Here is a 16,327-nt window from a genome sequence, read left to right as displayed (position 1 = left end):
TCCGCACGCTCCTGCATTGGATCACCCGATACTCGTATCAGGTACTCGAATCCATGAAGGAGAGTTAGTTGACCACCACACCACTCAACCGTTCGCTCGAGCCTTTGGGCGTATCCATCCCGTCGAAGGTTCCGACGCACTGGTACAACCTGGCGGCTGACCTCCCCGAACCCGTCCCGCCGCACTTGCACCCCGGTACCCGTGAGCCGCTGGGCCCCGAGGATCTTGCGCCGCTGTTCCCGATGAGCCTCATCATGCAGGAAGTGGCAACGGAGCGGTACATCGAGATCCCGGAGACCGTCCGCGAGATCTACGGCATGTGGAGACCCTCTCCGCTGGTCCGGGCACACCGACTCGAGCGCGCCCTGGGAACGCCGGCCCGCATCTACTACAAGTACGAGGGCGTGAGCCCCGTCGGCTCGCACAAGCCGAATACCGCTGTGGCTCAGGCGTACTACAACGCTCTTGAAGGAACCACCAAGCTCACCACCGAAACGGGCGCGGGCCAGTGGGGTGCATCGTTGTCCTTCGCCGGTGCTCTTCTCGGACTCGAGGTCGAGGTCTGGCAGGTCCGCTCGTCCTTCGACTCGAAGCCGTACCGTCGTATCCAGATGGAGGCCTACGGTGGAATCTGCCATCCGTCGCCGTCGGATCTGACGGAAGCTGGTCGCGCGCTTCTGAAATCACATCCCGGCACCTCGGGTTCACTGGGTATGGCGATCAGTGAGGCAGTCGAGGTTGCTGCTCAGGATCCCAATACCCACTACTCCCTCGGTTCCGTCCTGAACCACGTCATGCTGCACCAGACCGTCATCGGCCAGGAAGCAATGGTTCAGCTCGAAGAGGCCGGCGACGCCGTACCGGACATCGTGTTCGGTTGTGCTGGTGGAGGTTCCAACCTGGCTGGTCTGACGTTCCCGTTCCTCGGACGCAATTTGCGTGAGGGCACCAAGACTCGTCTCGTCGCTTGCGAGCCGTCAGCGTGCCCGTCCCTGACCGAGGGTGAGTACCGCTACGACTTCGGTGACGTTGCGGGCCTGACGCCGCTGCTCAAGATGCACACGCTGGGCAAGGATTTTGTTCCCCCGGCCATCCACGCCGGCGGCCTGCGCTACCACGGCATGTCGCCGATGGTCTCGCACGCTGTCAACCTCGGTTTGATGGACGCCATTGCAGTTGGCCAGGACGAGGCACTGCAGGCCGGGCTGGTATTTGCCCGCGCCGAAGGCATCATCCCCGCACCGGAATCGACTCACGCCGTCGCCGGAGCAATTGCCCACGCACGCAACGCGACCGAGCCGGAGGTGATCGTGATCGGTTTGTCCGGCAACGGTCAGCTGGATCTGCCCGCGTACTCGCAGTACGTCTGACGAACTGGTGTCGGTACCTCCCGTTTCCGGGAGGTACCGACACCACCGGTCACGCCGCAGTACGCACTCTGCGAGCCTGATCGAGAAGTAACGCGTGCAACGGATGAAATGAACTGGCCGGACTGATTTCGACGATCGCGCCGTCCGACAGCGACCTTCTGAGTGCGCCGACCTTGACACCGTTCCTCGTGAGCGCCCGGATCTCCTGAAGACCACTGCGGGTGGGGGCAACCTCATACTCGTACCTGCTGGGATCGAAAAGATCTCTGCGCCAGACGGTCTCCTCTCCGAGGACTGTGACGCCGACCGTTTCATCGCGAGCAACCGTATCCACGGTGAAGACAATTTTTCCCCGAGAATCCCTGTGCGACTGCGGAAATCCCACTACCAGGACGCGACCTCCCCCGGCAACGATCAAGTCTCCCGGGACCAAGGTTGCTGGATCGAGCAGCTCTTCGGGACTCAACTCAGCGTGATCAAACACATTTTCACTCATTACGAACTCCTGCGGCTTGGCCCGCCGCGGACGGGGGCGCTCTTGCCCATACCGGTCGGTGCGGACCGCTTCGTCATCCGAACCACCCCGGAACGCCAGTGGGGTTGGTGTGCGGCCAGTCGGAGCTTGGCACCGCATCTCGTGAAGCTGACCCAAGAGTACATGAACCCTTCGACATGTCACATCTTTTGAGTACCGACCACGTTCCCGCGGGCGCGGGCCGGCCGCGCAATCAGCTCGAGAGCAAGTAGGGCCAGTACGGTAATGAGCACTGTCACCGCCACCACGACCCCGGACGGATATCGCCAGAAAATCAATACGGCTACAGCAATGGCAACAAACAAAACTCGAAGCGCCACAGTGTATTTAGCGCAAATCACCTCGAACGCATTGGGCTCGCGATCCGAATCCGATCTTACCGAGCCGACAGCCCTGCTGAACCCGCGGCGCACGGCACTGGCCGACGCCGAGTGACCGGTGAGGTAGCCGACCACCGCGATGACAATAGCGAGAATGAATACAGCGCGCAGGCTGGTCTTGAGCGGCAAGAGAAGCGTGTCGATGAGCACCGCCGCCGCTTGAGGTGAGAGGACATCCGACGGAATATCGTCCAGATACACCGCCCGCCCAATGCTCAGCGCTATCGCCAGGAGCGCCATCGCCACTGCAATACTGACGCCGACCAGGGCGAGAGCGCGTCGACGCGACCCGGCCGGTGCACACCAGATTGCCCCCGCGGCAGCAATCAGAATCAACCACGGCAACACAGCCGACGCTTTGTCCAGAGCTGACACCAGCCGCTGCGCCTTGACCAGGTTCGGTGATTCGAAAATCACGAACGTCTTGTTCACGTCCGGGATCTTGTCGGCAAATGCAAACCCACGATCGGTGAGTACCGTGCTGGCCCTTTCGATGATCGGTGCAAGCGAGATGCTGACCGCGCCCTGATCATTGATCTGAATTCCAGCTCGTGTATCGCCGGTCAACACGGCCGTCAACGATTGATGGGCCTGTTTGTTCGCCTCGATCCACAGCGTTTCGAACTGATCCGAGGCCACCAACGATCCCACCGTCTGATGGATGAATGATTTCGCTTGACTCGCAATCACAGGCGCAAGCCCCACAACAACCGGGGGCACACGCTCCGCGTTCTCGGTCAGAGACGTCAACGCGTCTGCGGTCACCTTTTCGATATCCAATTGGGAATCGATCTCATCGGTGATTCGGTCGGTGATTTCGCCTTGCAGGACCGAATTGGACCCCAGTGGGGCGATGGTCTGCACATAGCGGTCGGTATCGAGCACTTCGCTGCGCGCATACCGAGCCAGAACACCGCAAAACGACAGCACCAGAATCAAGACGAGGAGAATCCCGACGCCGGTCCACCGCACACCCGAGTGGCCACCATGCTTCCCGTCGTCATGGTTCTCTCCGCTGGTCGCCGCCAGTTGGGCGCGTAACTTCTCCAGTTCAGCGCGCTCCGAAATGCTGAGTGGTTGGGCATCTGCGGATTCCATATGGGGTCTCGGTATCGCTCGATCAAGCGTCGACAGCGGAGGCAATGCCCTCAATAAGTACCCGGCATCCGCACTCTTAACCCGAGTAGGGCCGAATTTCGCGACGCAATCCACTGGCCCGGAGCACTTGACGCTCGACGCCCGCCCGCACGGATTCCTCCGTTCCGATCACCCGTACATGGGTTCGTGCGCGAGTGATGGCGGTGTACAACAACTCTCGGGTCAGTAGCGACGACGCCTCCGCCGGCAGCATCACCGAGACCGTGTCGTACTGGCTGCCTTGGCTTCGGTGAATGGTCATCGCGTACACCGTCTGCACAGCCGACAACGAGCTCGGATGCAACTCGAAGGTCTCGTTCCCTCGTTGGAAGGCAGCCATGAGTACGCCGTCGCCGCTATCGACGATCACCCCGGTATCACCGTTGTAGATGCCCACCTCGTAGTCATTGGCTGTCACCAGCAACGGCTGACCGGGATACCACTGCGCGGGGTTCAAGAACTGCCCGGATGCGCTGCCAACCCAGTCCATGGCCTGCTGCGCCCAGCGGCTGACTCCGTACGGACCGTCACGGTGAGCGCACAGCAGCCGGTGCGTTTCCATGCTTTTCACGGCGCCTGACGCGTCGCCCCGTTCTGCGAACCTGGTCACGGCCTCGGAACTGCCGACTAGGTCTGCACGCAAGGAGTCCAGATCGTCGGGTGAGTGGAACGACACGGCAGGATCGTCGCTGCGGAGGATTGCCATGACCTCGGCACCTTTGCCCTCCCGAACCGCGTGCGCCAATTGCGCAATGGTTCCGTCGAATCTTCTGCCGCGGGAAAGCTGCACTATGCCGGCGCGAAGCCGATCTCGATCATGATCGGAGAGCGATTCTTCCGCATCGCGATCTGCAAGGTCTTCGGCGACCACATCGTCGAGCACCGGGTTGCCCGGGGCTTGTGACGGCCTCGCAACAAGGTCGGCGAGAACAGCGCCGGCATCGACGGAGGTCAGCTGATCCGGGTCACCGACCAGCAGCAACCTCGCATCAGGACGCACAGCCTCGAGCAAACGTGCCATCAACGTCAACGACACCATCGAGGTCTCGTCTACCACCACCACGTCGTACGGCAGCCGATTGGACGCGTTGTACTTGAACCTACTGGCACTGCCGCGCTGCCAACCCAACAACCGGTGCAGGGTCATCGCGGTCAGTTCCGATGGAAGTTCCAACAGCTCGGCTTGCTCACGTACCGATTCCTGCAGTCGCGCAGCGGCTTTACCGGTGGGCGCGGCGAGTCCGATCCTGACCGTGGAACCATGCTCGGTTACGAGGAGCGCAAGAATGCGTGCCACCGTGTGAGTCTTGCCGGTTCCCGGACCGCCGGCAACGACGGTGGTCCAGTGTGTGAGCGCGAGCGCCGCCGCCACACGCTGGCGGTCCGGACTGGGTGTGGGCACCGTATTGTCAACGAAGAATCTATCCAACCCGGCACGAACCGCATCCGAGTCGATGGCCGGATGTGTGGCGGCTCGTTCGTCGAGCACCCGACGAATAGTCTGCTCCTGCAAGAAGTACCGATCGAGGTACAACAATTCGCCGTCATCGGTATCCACCAGACGCAGTGGCCGCAGCGGGCCGGCAGTTCCACCGATCACCAATGGACTGAGCCGCAGCGCGCTGACAATCGCGTCGGGTTCCGGCCACGGCAACGCCGCGAGGTCTGCTTCGGTGGCGCCGTCGACGATGACCAGATGCATGCGTCGCAGATCCAGGCATACCGATCCCGAGCGCACCGCGCGCACAGCCAGGGCCGCAACCAGCATGACGTCGTGCGACGGTTCCCCGCCCAACGCGCACAGCCTGGCGGCCACATGGACGTCGGCGGCCACAAGAACTCCAGCCTCATTGAACGTGCGCACTATCCCCCGCGCTCGCTGAGCCAGTTGCGAGTCGGTCATCGGGACTCCTGCACTGCATCGACGGACGGGACATGGCCTGCAAGGAGATCCGAAAGCTCAACTACAAGTGCGGCCGGCGGCTTCCACTCGAACACGCCGCAGCCTGCTGGGCTTCCGGGGCCGAGCATGCCGCGGACGAACTGGTACTGAGCACCGCCGAGATGCCGATGTGGATCGTAATCCGCGAGCCGCCAACGCAGATACCGGTGCAGCGCAACCGAATACAACAAGGCTTGAAGTGGGTAGTGCGAACGGATCATTTCGGCCGCCATCAAGTCCCGAGTGTAGTGGGCCGCAGTGAGATCGCCTCGACCCAATCGGTTGGTCTTGTAGTCGACGATCACAAACGACGGCCCGGGGATCCGCAGTACCGCATCGATGCTTCCCGTCAGAAATCCCCGCATCGGCATGGTCTCGACACGATCGAGATGGTCGGCGTAACCCACAAGAATGTCGTCGTGCGGCAAGTGCTTTCGGAGGAGGTCCGCCACCCGGTGGAGCGTGACACTCAAGGACACCGGATCGTCACCACCGGCCAACGGCAGCTCGAAATCCAACTCCGGCAGTCGATTCGACGGTGCAATACTTGCCAAGGTTCCGAAACCCAAGGGCGTCTGCATCACCAGCAACAAGGCATCGGCCAGTGCATCCGGGTCGATGTCCGCAGCGCGGGCGGATACTGCCTCACTGCACCGATCGCCGAGTTCGCTGCGCAAATCCTGCGCCGACGTGTCTACTACTTCAAAGATTTCGTGAACGAGCGTGCCGAACGCTGCGCCGGCCGGTAAACCGTTCATCGGCGACGGTAGCGCTTCCAGCGGCGACGCTACTACCGGACCGGCCTCGACGGATTCTTCCGGTTCGTCATCCTTCCCCGGATTCTCTGCCTCACTGTCAGCAGTGGGTGCGTGGTGAGCGCCCGCCGTCAACGCCGAATACGATGTCCGACGCCACAACGAGTCCAGATCACGATCGAATCGTGCGGCTTCCAATGTGTAAGCCTCGGTGCCGGATTCAGACCATCGCTCGACGGACGGCGGGTGCGGACCCACGGATTCAACAGAAATCACGTCCGACCTCTCGGCCGGCCACGATTCCAAACGTGCCGCAATGACGCCGTCGTCAAGCACCTTCACTACGCGCGTCGGCTCGGAAATTCCGGGACTGCGCCCGAGTAGTAGCCGGTGCAACGCAGACCGGGACGTGCCGAATGCCGGTGCCCACCACAAGACCACCTGACATTGAGCCCGGGTGAGTGCCACGTACAGCAGACGCAATTCCTCGCCCGCACTTTCAGTTTCAGCCGTCAGCTTCCTGGCGCCGTATCCCGGACCGTATTCCCCTCCGACATCGAGCAGTCTGCGTCCGTCTCCGTCGTGAAGCATCTGAGTGGCCGCCGCGAATCCGCCGACGCTGTCCCAACCGAAGGGCACGTACACAATCGGGAACTCGAGCCCCTTGCTGGCGTGAACCGTCGCGATCTGCACCGCCGCCGCGTCACTGTCCAAACGTCGGCTGCGATCAGTCACGCTTCCCGAAGCCGGATCCTTGATTCGATCACTGAGCCAACGCACCAGCGCACTCAACCCGAAGGACTCTTCGGCCGCTACTCGGCCCAGCATCTGCGCGATATGTCGCAGGTCGGTGAACTGCCGCTCACCCGCAGGTGCCGACAATATCCTTCTCTCCAAGCCTGTTTCAGAAGAGATACGTTCGAACACCGCGGCAAAACCGATACGCCCGAACAGCTCGGCAAACACCCGCAACTGACCCGATACGGCAGCCACTACGGTGTTGCCATCGGAATCCACCATCTCCGGCGTATACCCCAGGATCGGGGACAGTGCGGCCAACCGCACTCTGTCGCTGCGATGCGGCTGCTCGACGGCCTGCAACAGCCACAACCAGTGCTGGGCACTCGGTGTCGCGAATACGCTCGAGCCTCCCGCCAACACCGAGGGAACACCCACTCTCTCGAGGGTGCCGCGAATCATCTCGGCCTGCTTGTGATTACGCACCAAGACTGCGATATCACCGGGCACTACCGGGCGTGTGGAACCACCGAGAGTCAAACTCGAACCACTGTGCAACAGACGCACGACGTCGGCGGCAAGATCCTCGGCGATTCGACTACGCAATCGACCGACCGCCGGGAACTGCGACCGGTTGAGCGGACCCGCACCTGTTCGAGGCAGATAACGCAACCGCAAGGGAGGCTGATCAGAGAGCCGGGAAACCTTGTGCGACGGCGCAACCGGATGCGCCACGATGTCTTCGTTACCGAGCGCCGCGCCACCGTACAGATGTTGAAGCGCAGTCAGAACTCCCGGATCGCTGCGCCAATTGGTGGTGAGTTCCTGATGTGAATCGGCCTGACGGACTGCGTCCAGATAACTCAGCACCTCGGCACCACGGAACGCGTAGATGGCCTGCTTGGGGTCACCAACCAGGACGAGCGTCGTCTGTCCGTGAAACGCGAGCCTTAGGATTTCCCACTGCAGTGGGTCGGTGTCCTGAAACTCGTCGATAAGAACTACCCGGAACTTCTCGCGCACTCGACGGCATGCTTCGGACCCGCAGTCCGGATCCGCGAGCACACCGTGCAGGAGGGTCAAGAGATCGTTGAAGTCGCGAATCCCTTTGGCCCGCTTACGTCGTTCGACCTCGATTCTTGCCGCAGCCGCGAACAATACTCGCTGGCCGGGGACGGTTTCTTCATCGGCATCCGGTTCGAGGACCGCCTGTCCATCCGCCACCGCACTGCGCGCAATTGCCAACGCATCGTTCATCGAGAACGGCGGCGACGTATCCAGAGCGCTGTACCGAATGAGATAGAGGTCGGTGACGACCTCGGCAATCAGGTCGTCCACCGATTCGACAAACGTCGCGTCAGGTTCCCGTTCGCCCGCGATACCCAGGCTGTCGAGCATCCGCTGACAGAAGCTGTGCGTCGTGGTCATAGTTCCGGAATCGAACTCGGCAAGTGCCCGGAGGAGTCGACGACGACGGAGCGCTACCTCGTCATCAGCGGTGGAGGCCAGATAGCTTATGAGCTCGTCCTGGGATGACCGAGCGTTGTCGACATCGGCCAACGCTGCCGAAACGCCCGCAAACCGCTCACGCGTACGTTCCCGAAGTTCTTGTGTGGCAGCCCTACTGAATGTCACCAGCAGTACCTGCGAAATGTCGGCAACGCCCTCGGCTACGCACCGAGTTGCCAGTCCGACAATGGCGTACGTCTTGCCGGTACCGGCACTCGCCTCCAGCACCGTTGTTCCGGTGGGAAGCTTCCCCAACAGATCGAAGTCCATGTCTACTCCGCACTTTCATTGGCCAACAACGGTAGCCAGAGTCGATTCGCCAGAACCCCGAACCGGGTAGGTTCTTCGGCCCACACACATTCGTCCTCGAGAGGTGCGCTTGCCGCGAGATCGGCAAAGGCGCTCGATTCTCCGAATACGTAAACATTGCTCGGATCAACTCTGTCGCCGAACGCGCGTCCCCAGGTTGCCTCGGCACTACTCATCGCGTTGTCGATCGACAGACCACCAAAACGCCGGTTCGCATATTCGGCAGTGGCATTGGTCCACAGCGGAATCGGCGTATGCAAACCTCGATCACGAAGATCGACTAGCTGACGCAGTACGTCCAGCGCGTTGGTCGGTGCAGCCAGAATCGACCGAGTGGCTGGGCGCCTGTTCCCGCCACGGCCCACCGTCACCGCATTGACCTGTTCGTCAGTACCCGCCGCTGCCAGCGCCAAGAGATTAACCCACTCCGTCAACCTATGTTTTGCCGCCAGCGACGAATACTGCGCCCGGACAATCGAATTGCCATAGACGCCCGTCACGGTTCCGTTGAGTCGTCGACCGTCACCGATCTCGACCGATACGTCGACAGCGGTCGCGTCACCGCTCATATGCGGCAACGTGAGGCCCGCCAGCTGGTCCACTACCCACTCGACGTTGCCCAACACCGTGTTACCGAGCGAGTATGGCGGTAAGGTTCCACGGCGCCATTCGGCTGCCCGAAAGTCTGCGGAACTGCGACCGGCCAAGCGGGAGGCGAGCATTCGATCTCCCAACTCCCAGGTTGCCAGCCCGTCGAGTTCCGCATCGAGTGAATCTGCGATGTCGTCGCCCGTCTCCGGAATCTTTACACCGAGCCGTTGACGGAGGAACCCCCGCGCGGGATGAATCAGGAAAGACACCAGATCTGCCAGATCCACGTCATCGTTCGGCATCAGGGGCAATGACGCCGAGCGGACCGTCTGCAGTTCGATCGGCGTTTCCCCGATTGCCCGTGCGCCTGCCAGCGCGGCGGCGTCGAAGCTGAACGGACTACCGAGTTGGAAGTTCCGCCGGTCGAAGGACTGCAACGGATGCCGCGTGAGTACCTGCGCCATACCGTCCTGTTCGACAGTCGATTTCAGTACATCGAGCAAGCCACTCAGAGGAATTGCCGGTGGACGGATTGCTCCCGTGACCGGATCTGCTCCGGTGTACAGAAGAAGGAGATGCTCGCCGGCCGACATGACTGCGTCGAGGAGAAGCTGCCTGTCTTCGCTTCGCAGATCCCTTTCCCCGACAATAGGATCGCGGGCCAGGATGTCATCCCCGTCGACGCCCCCGGATCGCGGGAATACCTCGTCGTCGAGACCGAGGAGAACAACGACGCGGTGCGGTACCGAGCGCATCGGCACCATGGTGCACACAGTCAATTCACCGGTACGGAAGTTGGCGCGAGTCGGCTTGCCGGCCAGGCCTTTCGAGAGAAGCGTGCGGATATCGGAGAGCGCAAGTGTGGTGTCGGAACCGTACTGGAGCGCACTCGCGAGTTCGCTGTGCGCCGACGCGCTCTGCCATGCGTCGGCCGGGGCCGCATCGGTGAGCAGATCGAGAGCTCGGACGAGTACTCGAAGCCACTCCGACGGCGAATGAGGGCCGGCCAGATCGCGCAGCGATACCGCCATTCGGTCGATGTACTCGGCGAACCGTCCACTGAGGTCGATGTCGGTGCTCTCGACGTCGTCGAGCGGCAACGCCAGATCCAGCCAGGCATTCTCCGATTCGTCTGCACTTGCGCCCAACAAGATTCGGTCGACAGCCGTATTGAAGGTGTTCTGTTTGAAACCTGCCAGACCGAAGTTTGCGCGTTGCCGACTGTCGATTCCCCACCGTGCGCCGGCCGCTGTGGCCCATTCACGGAGCCGCTCCAACTCGTCGTCGGAGAACGAGAAACGTGTGCGTATCGGTTCGCTCGCGGCAAGGTCGAGAACCTGGCTGGCGGTTGCACGACCGTCGGCAAGTTCGAGCAGGGTGGCCAGCACAGCCAGCATCGGATTGGTTTGGCGTAGACCGCGATCAGCCAGGCGGACACGAAGCCGGTGTCCGGGGTGGCCGTGAATTCCCTGGCCGAATGCCGCGCGTACCAAGGGTGAAAATGTTTCGACGTCCGGGCACATGACAAGAACGTCTCGAGGCTCGAGAGTGGGATCATCCTCGAACAATCGCAGCAGAGATTCCCGCAGAACTTCGACTTGACGAGCAGGACCGTGACAGGCATGAACCTGCACTGTCCCATCAGGTTTTACACCGGATACTGGTGCACGGTCCGCAATGATGTCCGCTTGCACGGCCGCAAGCAGGGTCTGAGTTCTGGGCTCAGCGGGCAGCTGTACCGATGTGAAATCGATGGTTGCAAAACTCGACTGCATCTCTCGAACGTCTCGGGCCAGGCTGGACAACAATGGATTCGGCGAGATCAGGGCAGAAGTATCCCCCGAACGACGGGCAGCCGTCGGCAACTCCTTGCCGAGCTGCTCCCACAGTGCCGGGCTGGGATGTGGCAACCACACATGCACATCGCGGTGAACGGCCAATGCATCGAGAACTAGACGCTGATCGACCGGAAGTCGGGTAGGTCCGAACACCGAAAATCGTTCGGGCAGATCAACCAACGACGCATCCTCGCGCAATGCCCGGCACACCGATACAAGACGTTCAGCTGGGCCAGGCGCATCAATTCGGTCTGCAACAATGGTCCACAATCTGGCCTGCCACTCGAAATCCTCGGCCAGCGGCGAACCCTGACCATCGGTGAACCGTCCCGCTGCCCAGTCGATCAGCATCTGCGGACGCTGCGCGCTGTAGCTGCGGAACAAGTCGGTGACGTGCGACGCCGACGCGAACCGTCGGCCCACCCCGAGCCCCCGAAGGTGCTTCGCCAAGACTCCGCACCACGGTTCAGTAATGGAATCGTCGATCGCATCAAGAACCGTCCACACCAGACGCGTCGACGACCAGGGATCGTTGTCTGCGCTGATGCCACTGACAGTGGCGAGGGACTGGTCGACCAGACGAGCGGGAGACGGGAAGCTGATGTTCGCAGAAATTCCGTCGTGCGACGACACCGTCGTGGTGCCCAATCGTGCCGAAAGCTGCTGGTTGAGCCAACGTTCCACACCTTTCGCGGGAACGGCGATAATTTCCCGGGCAAAGGGGTCCGATAGCGGCGTACGAAGGAGAGTGGCCAGAGCTGCGACCAGTGTGTCGGAGCGCTCCGCGCGATACAACGTCAACACTCGAACGCCCCTTTTCACCCGATGAGGTTCTATCTCACCACGGCGCACCGACACGTCTCGCTTGCTGGACCCCTGCGAAGTACTACTGACCAAATGTGAATCGTAGATTGGCGTTAATCAGTACGTTCAGCCGACGGCGCATCAGGACACCTCCGAGTCTGACGGTATCGGGTCATCCACGAACAGCGTCCAACACAGCATCGTGCTGTTTCCGATTGATTCGATGTCGAATCGAATAATCGCGTCGGGTCGATCCCGCCAGATCGACGACCAGACCACCAACTCAGGATCGACTGTCCTGACAATCTCGGGTTCGGTCTCGCCCTCCATCAGATCAAGCCAATGCCGGACGGGCTCCCAGTGTGGTTCGACCAACGCCTCGAACACGAACCGCGCCGGAGGCGGTTGGCTTCGGCGTCGACTAGCGACCTGATACATGCCAGGAGCCTAGCTGCTGCGCCGGGACAGACCGTTCAGTCGAACGCGTGGGGAGTCACCAGTAAGTGATGCGCACGCAGCCGCCGGGACGCATGCGGTGATCGATGATGGTGATGATGCGTCGGACCGCGAGCATGACGAACGAGGTCGTGAATACTTCGAATGACGTTTGACATGACAGCCCTTCCGAACGGGGGGTGTTACTGCCGTGAAATCGCTACCCGTGCTACTTCTTCCGGATCAATGAGGTGGGAATGGTCATCGTCTCCGACATCCAACTGCACGACGTCTATGCGTCCGTTGAATTTGGTGATATCGCCGTAATCGGTACTGACCGGCATTCCGTAATCGTCTCCGACATCGGTTGTTTCGTCCGCCGAGAAAACCATCGGCTGGGTCAGCTCGACGCGGCCGGTTCCCACCGGCTTTCCGTCGTAGAACAAGGTGACATCTCCGCCTTTGGCGAGACCACCACCGTCGTAAGCAAATTCGGCTCGAATCTGATGCTTGCCCGACGGGAGATCCTCACCGGCCTCGGTAATGAACTCGGCCATACCGAGGAGGTTGTACACGAACTTGACGCGGCCTTCTTTGACGTAGAGACCCCACCCGCCAAATCGGCCGCCCTGCGCGATCACTACACCCTGCGAGGCAACTCCCTCAGGAATATCTACTACCGCAGTGACACTGAACGATCGATTCTTGATGCTGAGCACACTGTGCTCACTCAGGCGTTTCATGCCCGGAAACAGGACCTGACGTTTACCTGAAATCAATTGTGGCCGTCCGGCAATGGCAGGATTGAACCGCTCGAATCTTCGATCGTCGATCGGCAGTACGTTGTACTTCACGGCCTCGATCAGCCACAGTCGCTGCAGTGACGCCAGCCGCTCGGGCATCTCAGCAGCGAGGTCGTTCGCTTGCGTCCAATCCTTTGTTCCGTCGTACAACTCCCACACGTCGTCGTCGAGTGCCGGCAACTCCTGACTGAACAGCCACGGGATACTGTGCCGAGTGACGGCACTCCAACCCTTGTAATAGATTCCGCGATTTCCGGCCATCTCGAAGTACTGCAGATCATGACGTTCCGGCGCCGATGCGTCTGCGAAGGAGTACGTCATACTCGTGCCCTCGATGGGCGACTGCTGCACACCGTTCACGAAGGTAGGCTCTGGCAGTCGTGCAGCCTCGAGAATCGTTGGTGCGACATCGATGACGTGGGTGAACTGTGAACGCGTCTCGCCCTTGCTCTCGATTCCCGCCGGCCAATGCACGATGGTGCCGTTACGCGTGCCACCCCAGTGCGAGGCAACCTGTTTGGTCCATTGGAACGGAGTGCACATCGCCCATGCCCACCCGACCGAGTAGTGGTTGTACGCGTCCTTGGTACCAAATAGGTCCTTGACTTCCACCATGAACTCCGGCGTCTCGATTGCCGCGAGCCCGTTGAAATTGGCCATCTCGTTGAAGGCACCGTTGACGGTTCCTTCTGCCGAGGCGCCGTTGTCTCCGATGATGTAGTACACCAACGTATTTTCGAGTGCACCGAGTTCCTCGATGGCATCGACCACGCGTCCCACGTGATAGTCGGTGTGTTCGAGAAAGCCTGCGTAAACCTCCATTTGACGCTCGAGTACCGGTTTGAGTTCGTCACTCATCTCGTCCCACGCCGGAATCTCATCGGGTCGAGAAGTCAGTACCGCATCCGCGGGTACGACGCCTCGCTGCTTCTGCTGCTCCAGAATGGTTTCCCGCTGAGCATCCCAACCGCCCGAGAATCGGCCGGCATATCTATCCGTCCATTCTTGCGGAACATGGTGCGGCGCATGCGTAGCGCCGGGCGCAAAGTACATGAAGAACGGCTTTTCCGGCGCCAAGGCCTTCTGCGTCCGAACCCAGTCGATCGCGTGGTCCGCGAGGTCCTCGGTGAGGTGATAACCCTCCTCCGGCGTCTTCTCCGGTTCCACCGGAGCGATTCCCTCGTACAGCGCGGGATAGTACTGATTGTTCTCTCCGCCGATGAAACCGTAGAAGTGCTCGAACCCTCCCTCTCCGGTAGGCCAAGCCGTGAACGGACCGACCGGCGATGTCTGCCAGGGCGGCACCTCATGACACTTGCCGAATTGAGCCGTCGAATATCCGTTCAGTTTCAACGTCATCGGCAGTGCTGCTTTGGTATTCGACTTCAAACCGGACAGGCCGGGAGCCGACGTTGCAGTCTCCGTGACCGAACCCATCCCGACCGAGTGATGGTTGCGCCCGCTCAGAAGAGCAGCTCTCGTCGGCGCACAGAGTGCTGTGGTGTGAAAACGGTTGTAGGTGAGCCCGTTCTGCTGCAATCGCTCCGCGGTGGGATTATTCGACGGCCCACCGAAAGCACTACTGGCACCGAACCCCACATCGTCGAGCAGAATCACCAGCACGTTCGGTGCCCCTACCGGAGGCAACTGCGGTGTGATCGGCGGGAACGTCGTATCCGGATCCTTCGCGTCGTAGGTCACCAACCCCAGATATTGGCGATCCGGGACCGGCAGTACCTCGCGTCGCTGACTCATCGGATCCGTCATGGCAATTTGCACCCCGTCCGTTTGCATTGACTCCTTTCCAGGGTCGCAGGGACGCTGACGGAACAACATCATCCGTTTCGGGTGATGCCCCGGTTCGCGACATAACCCATGTTCGAAGAGGTGGATCAGCGCTATTCGACCCCGATCGGAAAAGCCTTCCTCCTCCGCCGTCGGCGGTGGCGGGCTGGGTTCGCTCAACTTGTCATGATGCTGGCGGGTTTGGCGGCCGGACTTGCGATTCCGTTGGTTCAGCGTGGACCCGTGTTGCCTGCTCGCCAAGTGTCCGACATGCTGGTGGCCATCGGGCTGGGAGTACTAGGCGTGATCGCCGTGATCTTCTCACTCCTTTTCCTGGTCGTGCAGTGGGCGTCCACCACGTTCACCCCACGGTTGACGCTTTTTCGCGACGATCCGATTGTTTGGCGAACTTTCGCCTTCGCCATCGGCCAGTCGGTCTTCGACCTCACCACTGCCCTTGCGATCAGCGGTCACAACGACGTGTCGGTAATCATTCCGACCGTCGCAGTTCTGTTGTTGCTGGCGATGTTGTCGCTCCTACGGGTGCTCCAGTTGAGAGCTTTTGCATCAATACAGTTGGCACCGGCACTGGCGTCCATCGCAGATCGCGGACGCCTCGTTCTTGACTCCGTCTATCCACCGACTGATGAAAATCGATCGGCCCCAACACTATCGGGATCGACGATGCATTCGACAATCATCTGGCCCCACCCACCTGCGGTGCTCCAACAAATTCTGGTCAATCAACTCCGGGGCGCAGCGCAAGCGGCCGACGCGCTGGTTGTCCTGCTCCAGATTCCGGGCACTACCTTGCAATACGGAACTCCCATCGCTGAAGTGCACAATGGCTATCTCCCCGACGCAACCGTCGTGGACTGCCTCGTCGGTGGACGAGAAAGAACCTTCACCCAGGATCCGCTGCTAGCACTGCGATTGCTCGCCGACATCGGGTTGCGCGCGCTGTCGCCGGCGGTCAACGATCCAGCGACCGCCGTCCAAACTCTCGACGAAATCGAGGATCTGCTGGTTCGAGCGTCATCTCTGAATACCGTTCCGCTGAGCATTGCCGACGATGCCGGCGCACTGCGCGTCGTCATCCCACTGCCCGGCCTGGACTCCTTCGTCCGTGCCGGACTCGACGACCTGATCGCCGCATCCGTGAAATCACCGTTGGCACTCAATCGAATTCGAGCGGTTCTTGTAGGCACCCGATCCCGATCCCAGCCTCACCACCACCGAGTGTTCACGGCGCGATTGGACTGGATCGACGGACTCATCGAGCGTTTTCACTATCTCTATCCTCCATCGGATCGAGACGAACATCCGGTGTAGTCGAAACAATCTTTCAAACCCGGGTAATTCGGACGTAAATGGAGGAAACTGTCGATTACATCCC

General features: G+C 60.9%; 9 protein-coding genes and 1 riboswitch. Of the genes, 2 read left to right on the top strand and 7 right to left on the bottom strand.

Translation table 11 applies throughout. The features are described from left to right. The first annotated feature begins 68 nt into the window (after positions 1 to 68). The gene (locus MTX36_RS00145) at positions 69 to 1,370 is read left to right on the top strand and encodes a TrpB-like pyridoxal phosphate-dependent enzyme (RefSeq protein WP_094270082.1); all 1,302 of its coding nucleotides are present in this window, start codon (positions 69 to 71) and stop codon (positions 1,368 to 1,370) included. Positions 1,371 to 1,419: 49 nt separating this feature from the next. Here MTX36_RS00145 and MTX36_RS00140 read toward each other — a convergent pair whose 3' ends face one another. The 7 genes from MTX36_RS00140 to MTX36_RS00110 form a co-directional block, all read right to left on the bottom strand. Further along, positions 1,420 to 1,866 carry a hypothetical protein gene (locus tag MTX36_RS00140; protein ID WP_243617760.1) on the bottom strand — a complete coding sequence of 149 codons (447 nt, stop codon included), beginning with the start codon at positions 1,864 to 1,866 and terminating at the stop codon, positions 1,420 to 1,422. A 33-nt stretch (positions 1,867 to 1,899) separates the two neighbouring features. After that, positions 1,900 to 2,013: riboswitch (SAM riboswitch) on the bottom strand. A 32-nt stretch (positions 2,014 to 2,045) separates the two neighbouring features. Further along, complete coding sequence (locus MTX36_RS00135) at positions 2,046 to 3,383, bottom strand: hypothetical protein (protein ID WP_243617759.1); 1,338 nt, start codon at positions 3,381 to 3,383, stop codon at positions 2,046 to 2,048. A 76-nt stretch (positions 3,384 to 3,459) separates the two neighbouring features. Then, a complete protein-coding gene (recD, locus tag MTX36_RS00130; RefSeq protein ID WP_243617758.1) occupies positions 3,460 to 5,325 on the bottom strand; it encodes an exodeoxyribonuclease V subunit alpha in 1,866 nt (621 codons plus the stop codon). Further along, a complete protein-coding gene (locus tag MTX36_RS00125) occupies positions 5,322 to 8,636 on the bottom strand; it encodes a UvrD-helicase domain-containing protein (protein WP_243617757.1) in 3,315 nt (1,104 codons plus the stop codon). The genes recD and MTX36_RS00125 overlap by 4 nt, the downstream gene beginning before the upstream one ends. A 2-nt stretch (positions 8,637 to 8,638) precedes the next feature. After that, positions 8,639 to 11,908, bottom strand: a complete 3,270-nt coding sequence (gene recC, locus MTX36_RS00120; RefSeq protein WP_243618213.1) for an exodeoxyribonuclease V subunit gamma — start codon at positions 11,906 to 11,908, stop codon at positions 8,639 to 8,641. A gap of 141 nt (positions 11,909 to 12,049) precedes the next feature. After that, positions 12,050 to 12,346: a hypothetical protein gene (locus MTX36_RS00115; RefSeq protein ID WP_243617756.1), complete on the bottom strand. Its 297-nt coding sequence runs from the start codon at positions 12,344 to 12,346 to the stop codon at positions 12,050 to 12,052. Between the two features lie 200 nt (positions 12,347 to 12,546). Further along, positions 12,547 to 14,901 carry an arylsulfatase gene (locus MTX36_RS00110; protein ID WP_243618212.1) on the bottom strand — a complete coding sequence of 785 codons (2,355 nt, stop codon included), beginning with the start codon at positions 14,899 to 14,901 and terminating at the stop codon, positions 12,547 to 12,549. 120 nt (positions 14,902 to 15,021) lie between these two features. Here MTX36_RS00110 and MTX36_RS00105 point away from each other — a divergent pair, with 120 nt between their 5' ends. After that, positions 15,022 to 16,263: a DUF2254 family protein gene (locus tag MTX36_RS00105; RefSeq protein WP_243617755.1), complete on the top strand. Its 1,242-nt coding sequence runs from the start codon at positions 15,022 to 15,024 to the stop codon at positions 16,261 to 16,263. Positions 16,264 to 16,327 lie beyond the last annotated feature (64 nt).

It is taken from the genome of Rhodococcus sp. ARC_M6, from assembly GCF_022810305.1.
Taxonomy (GTDB): Bacteria; Actinomycetota; Actinomycetes; order Mycobacteriales; family Mycobacteriaceae; genus Rhodococcus_F.
This window is presented reverse-complemented; position numbering and strand designations above follow the sequence as displayed.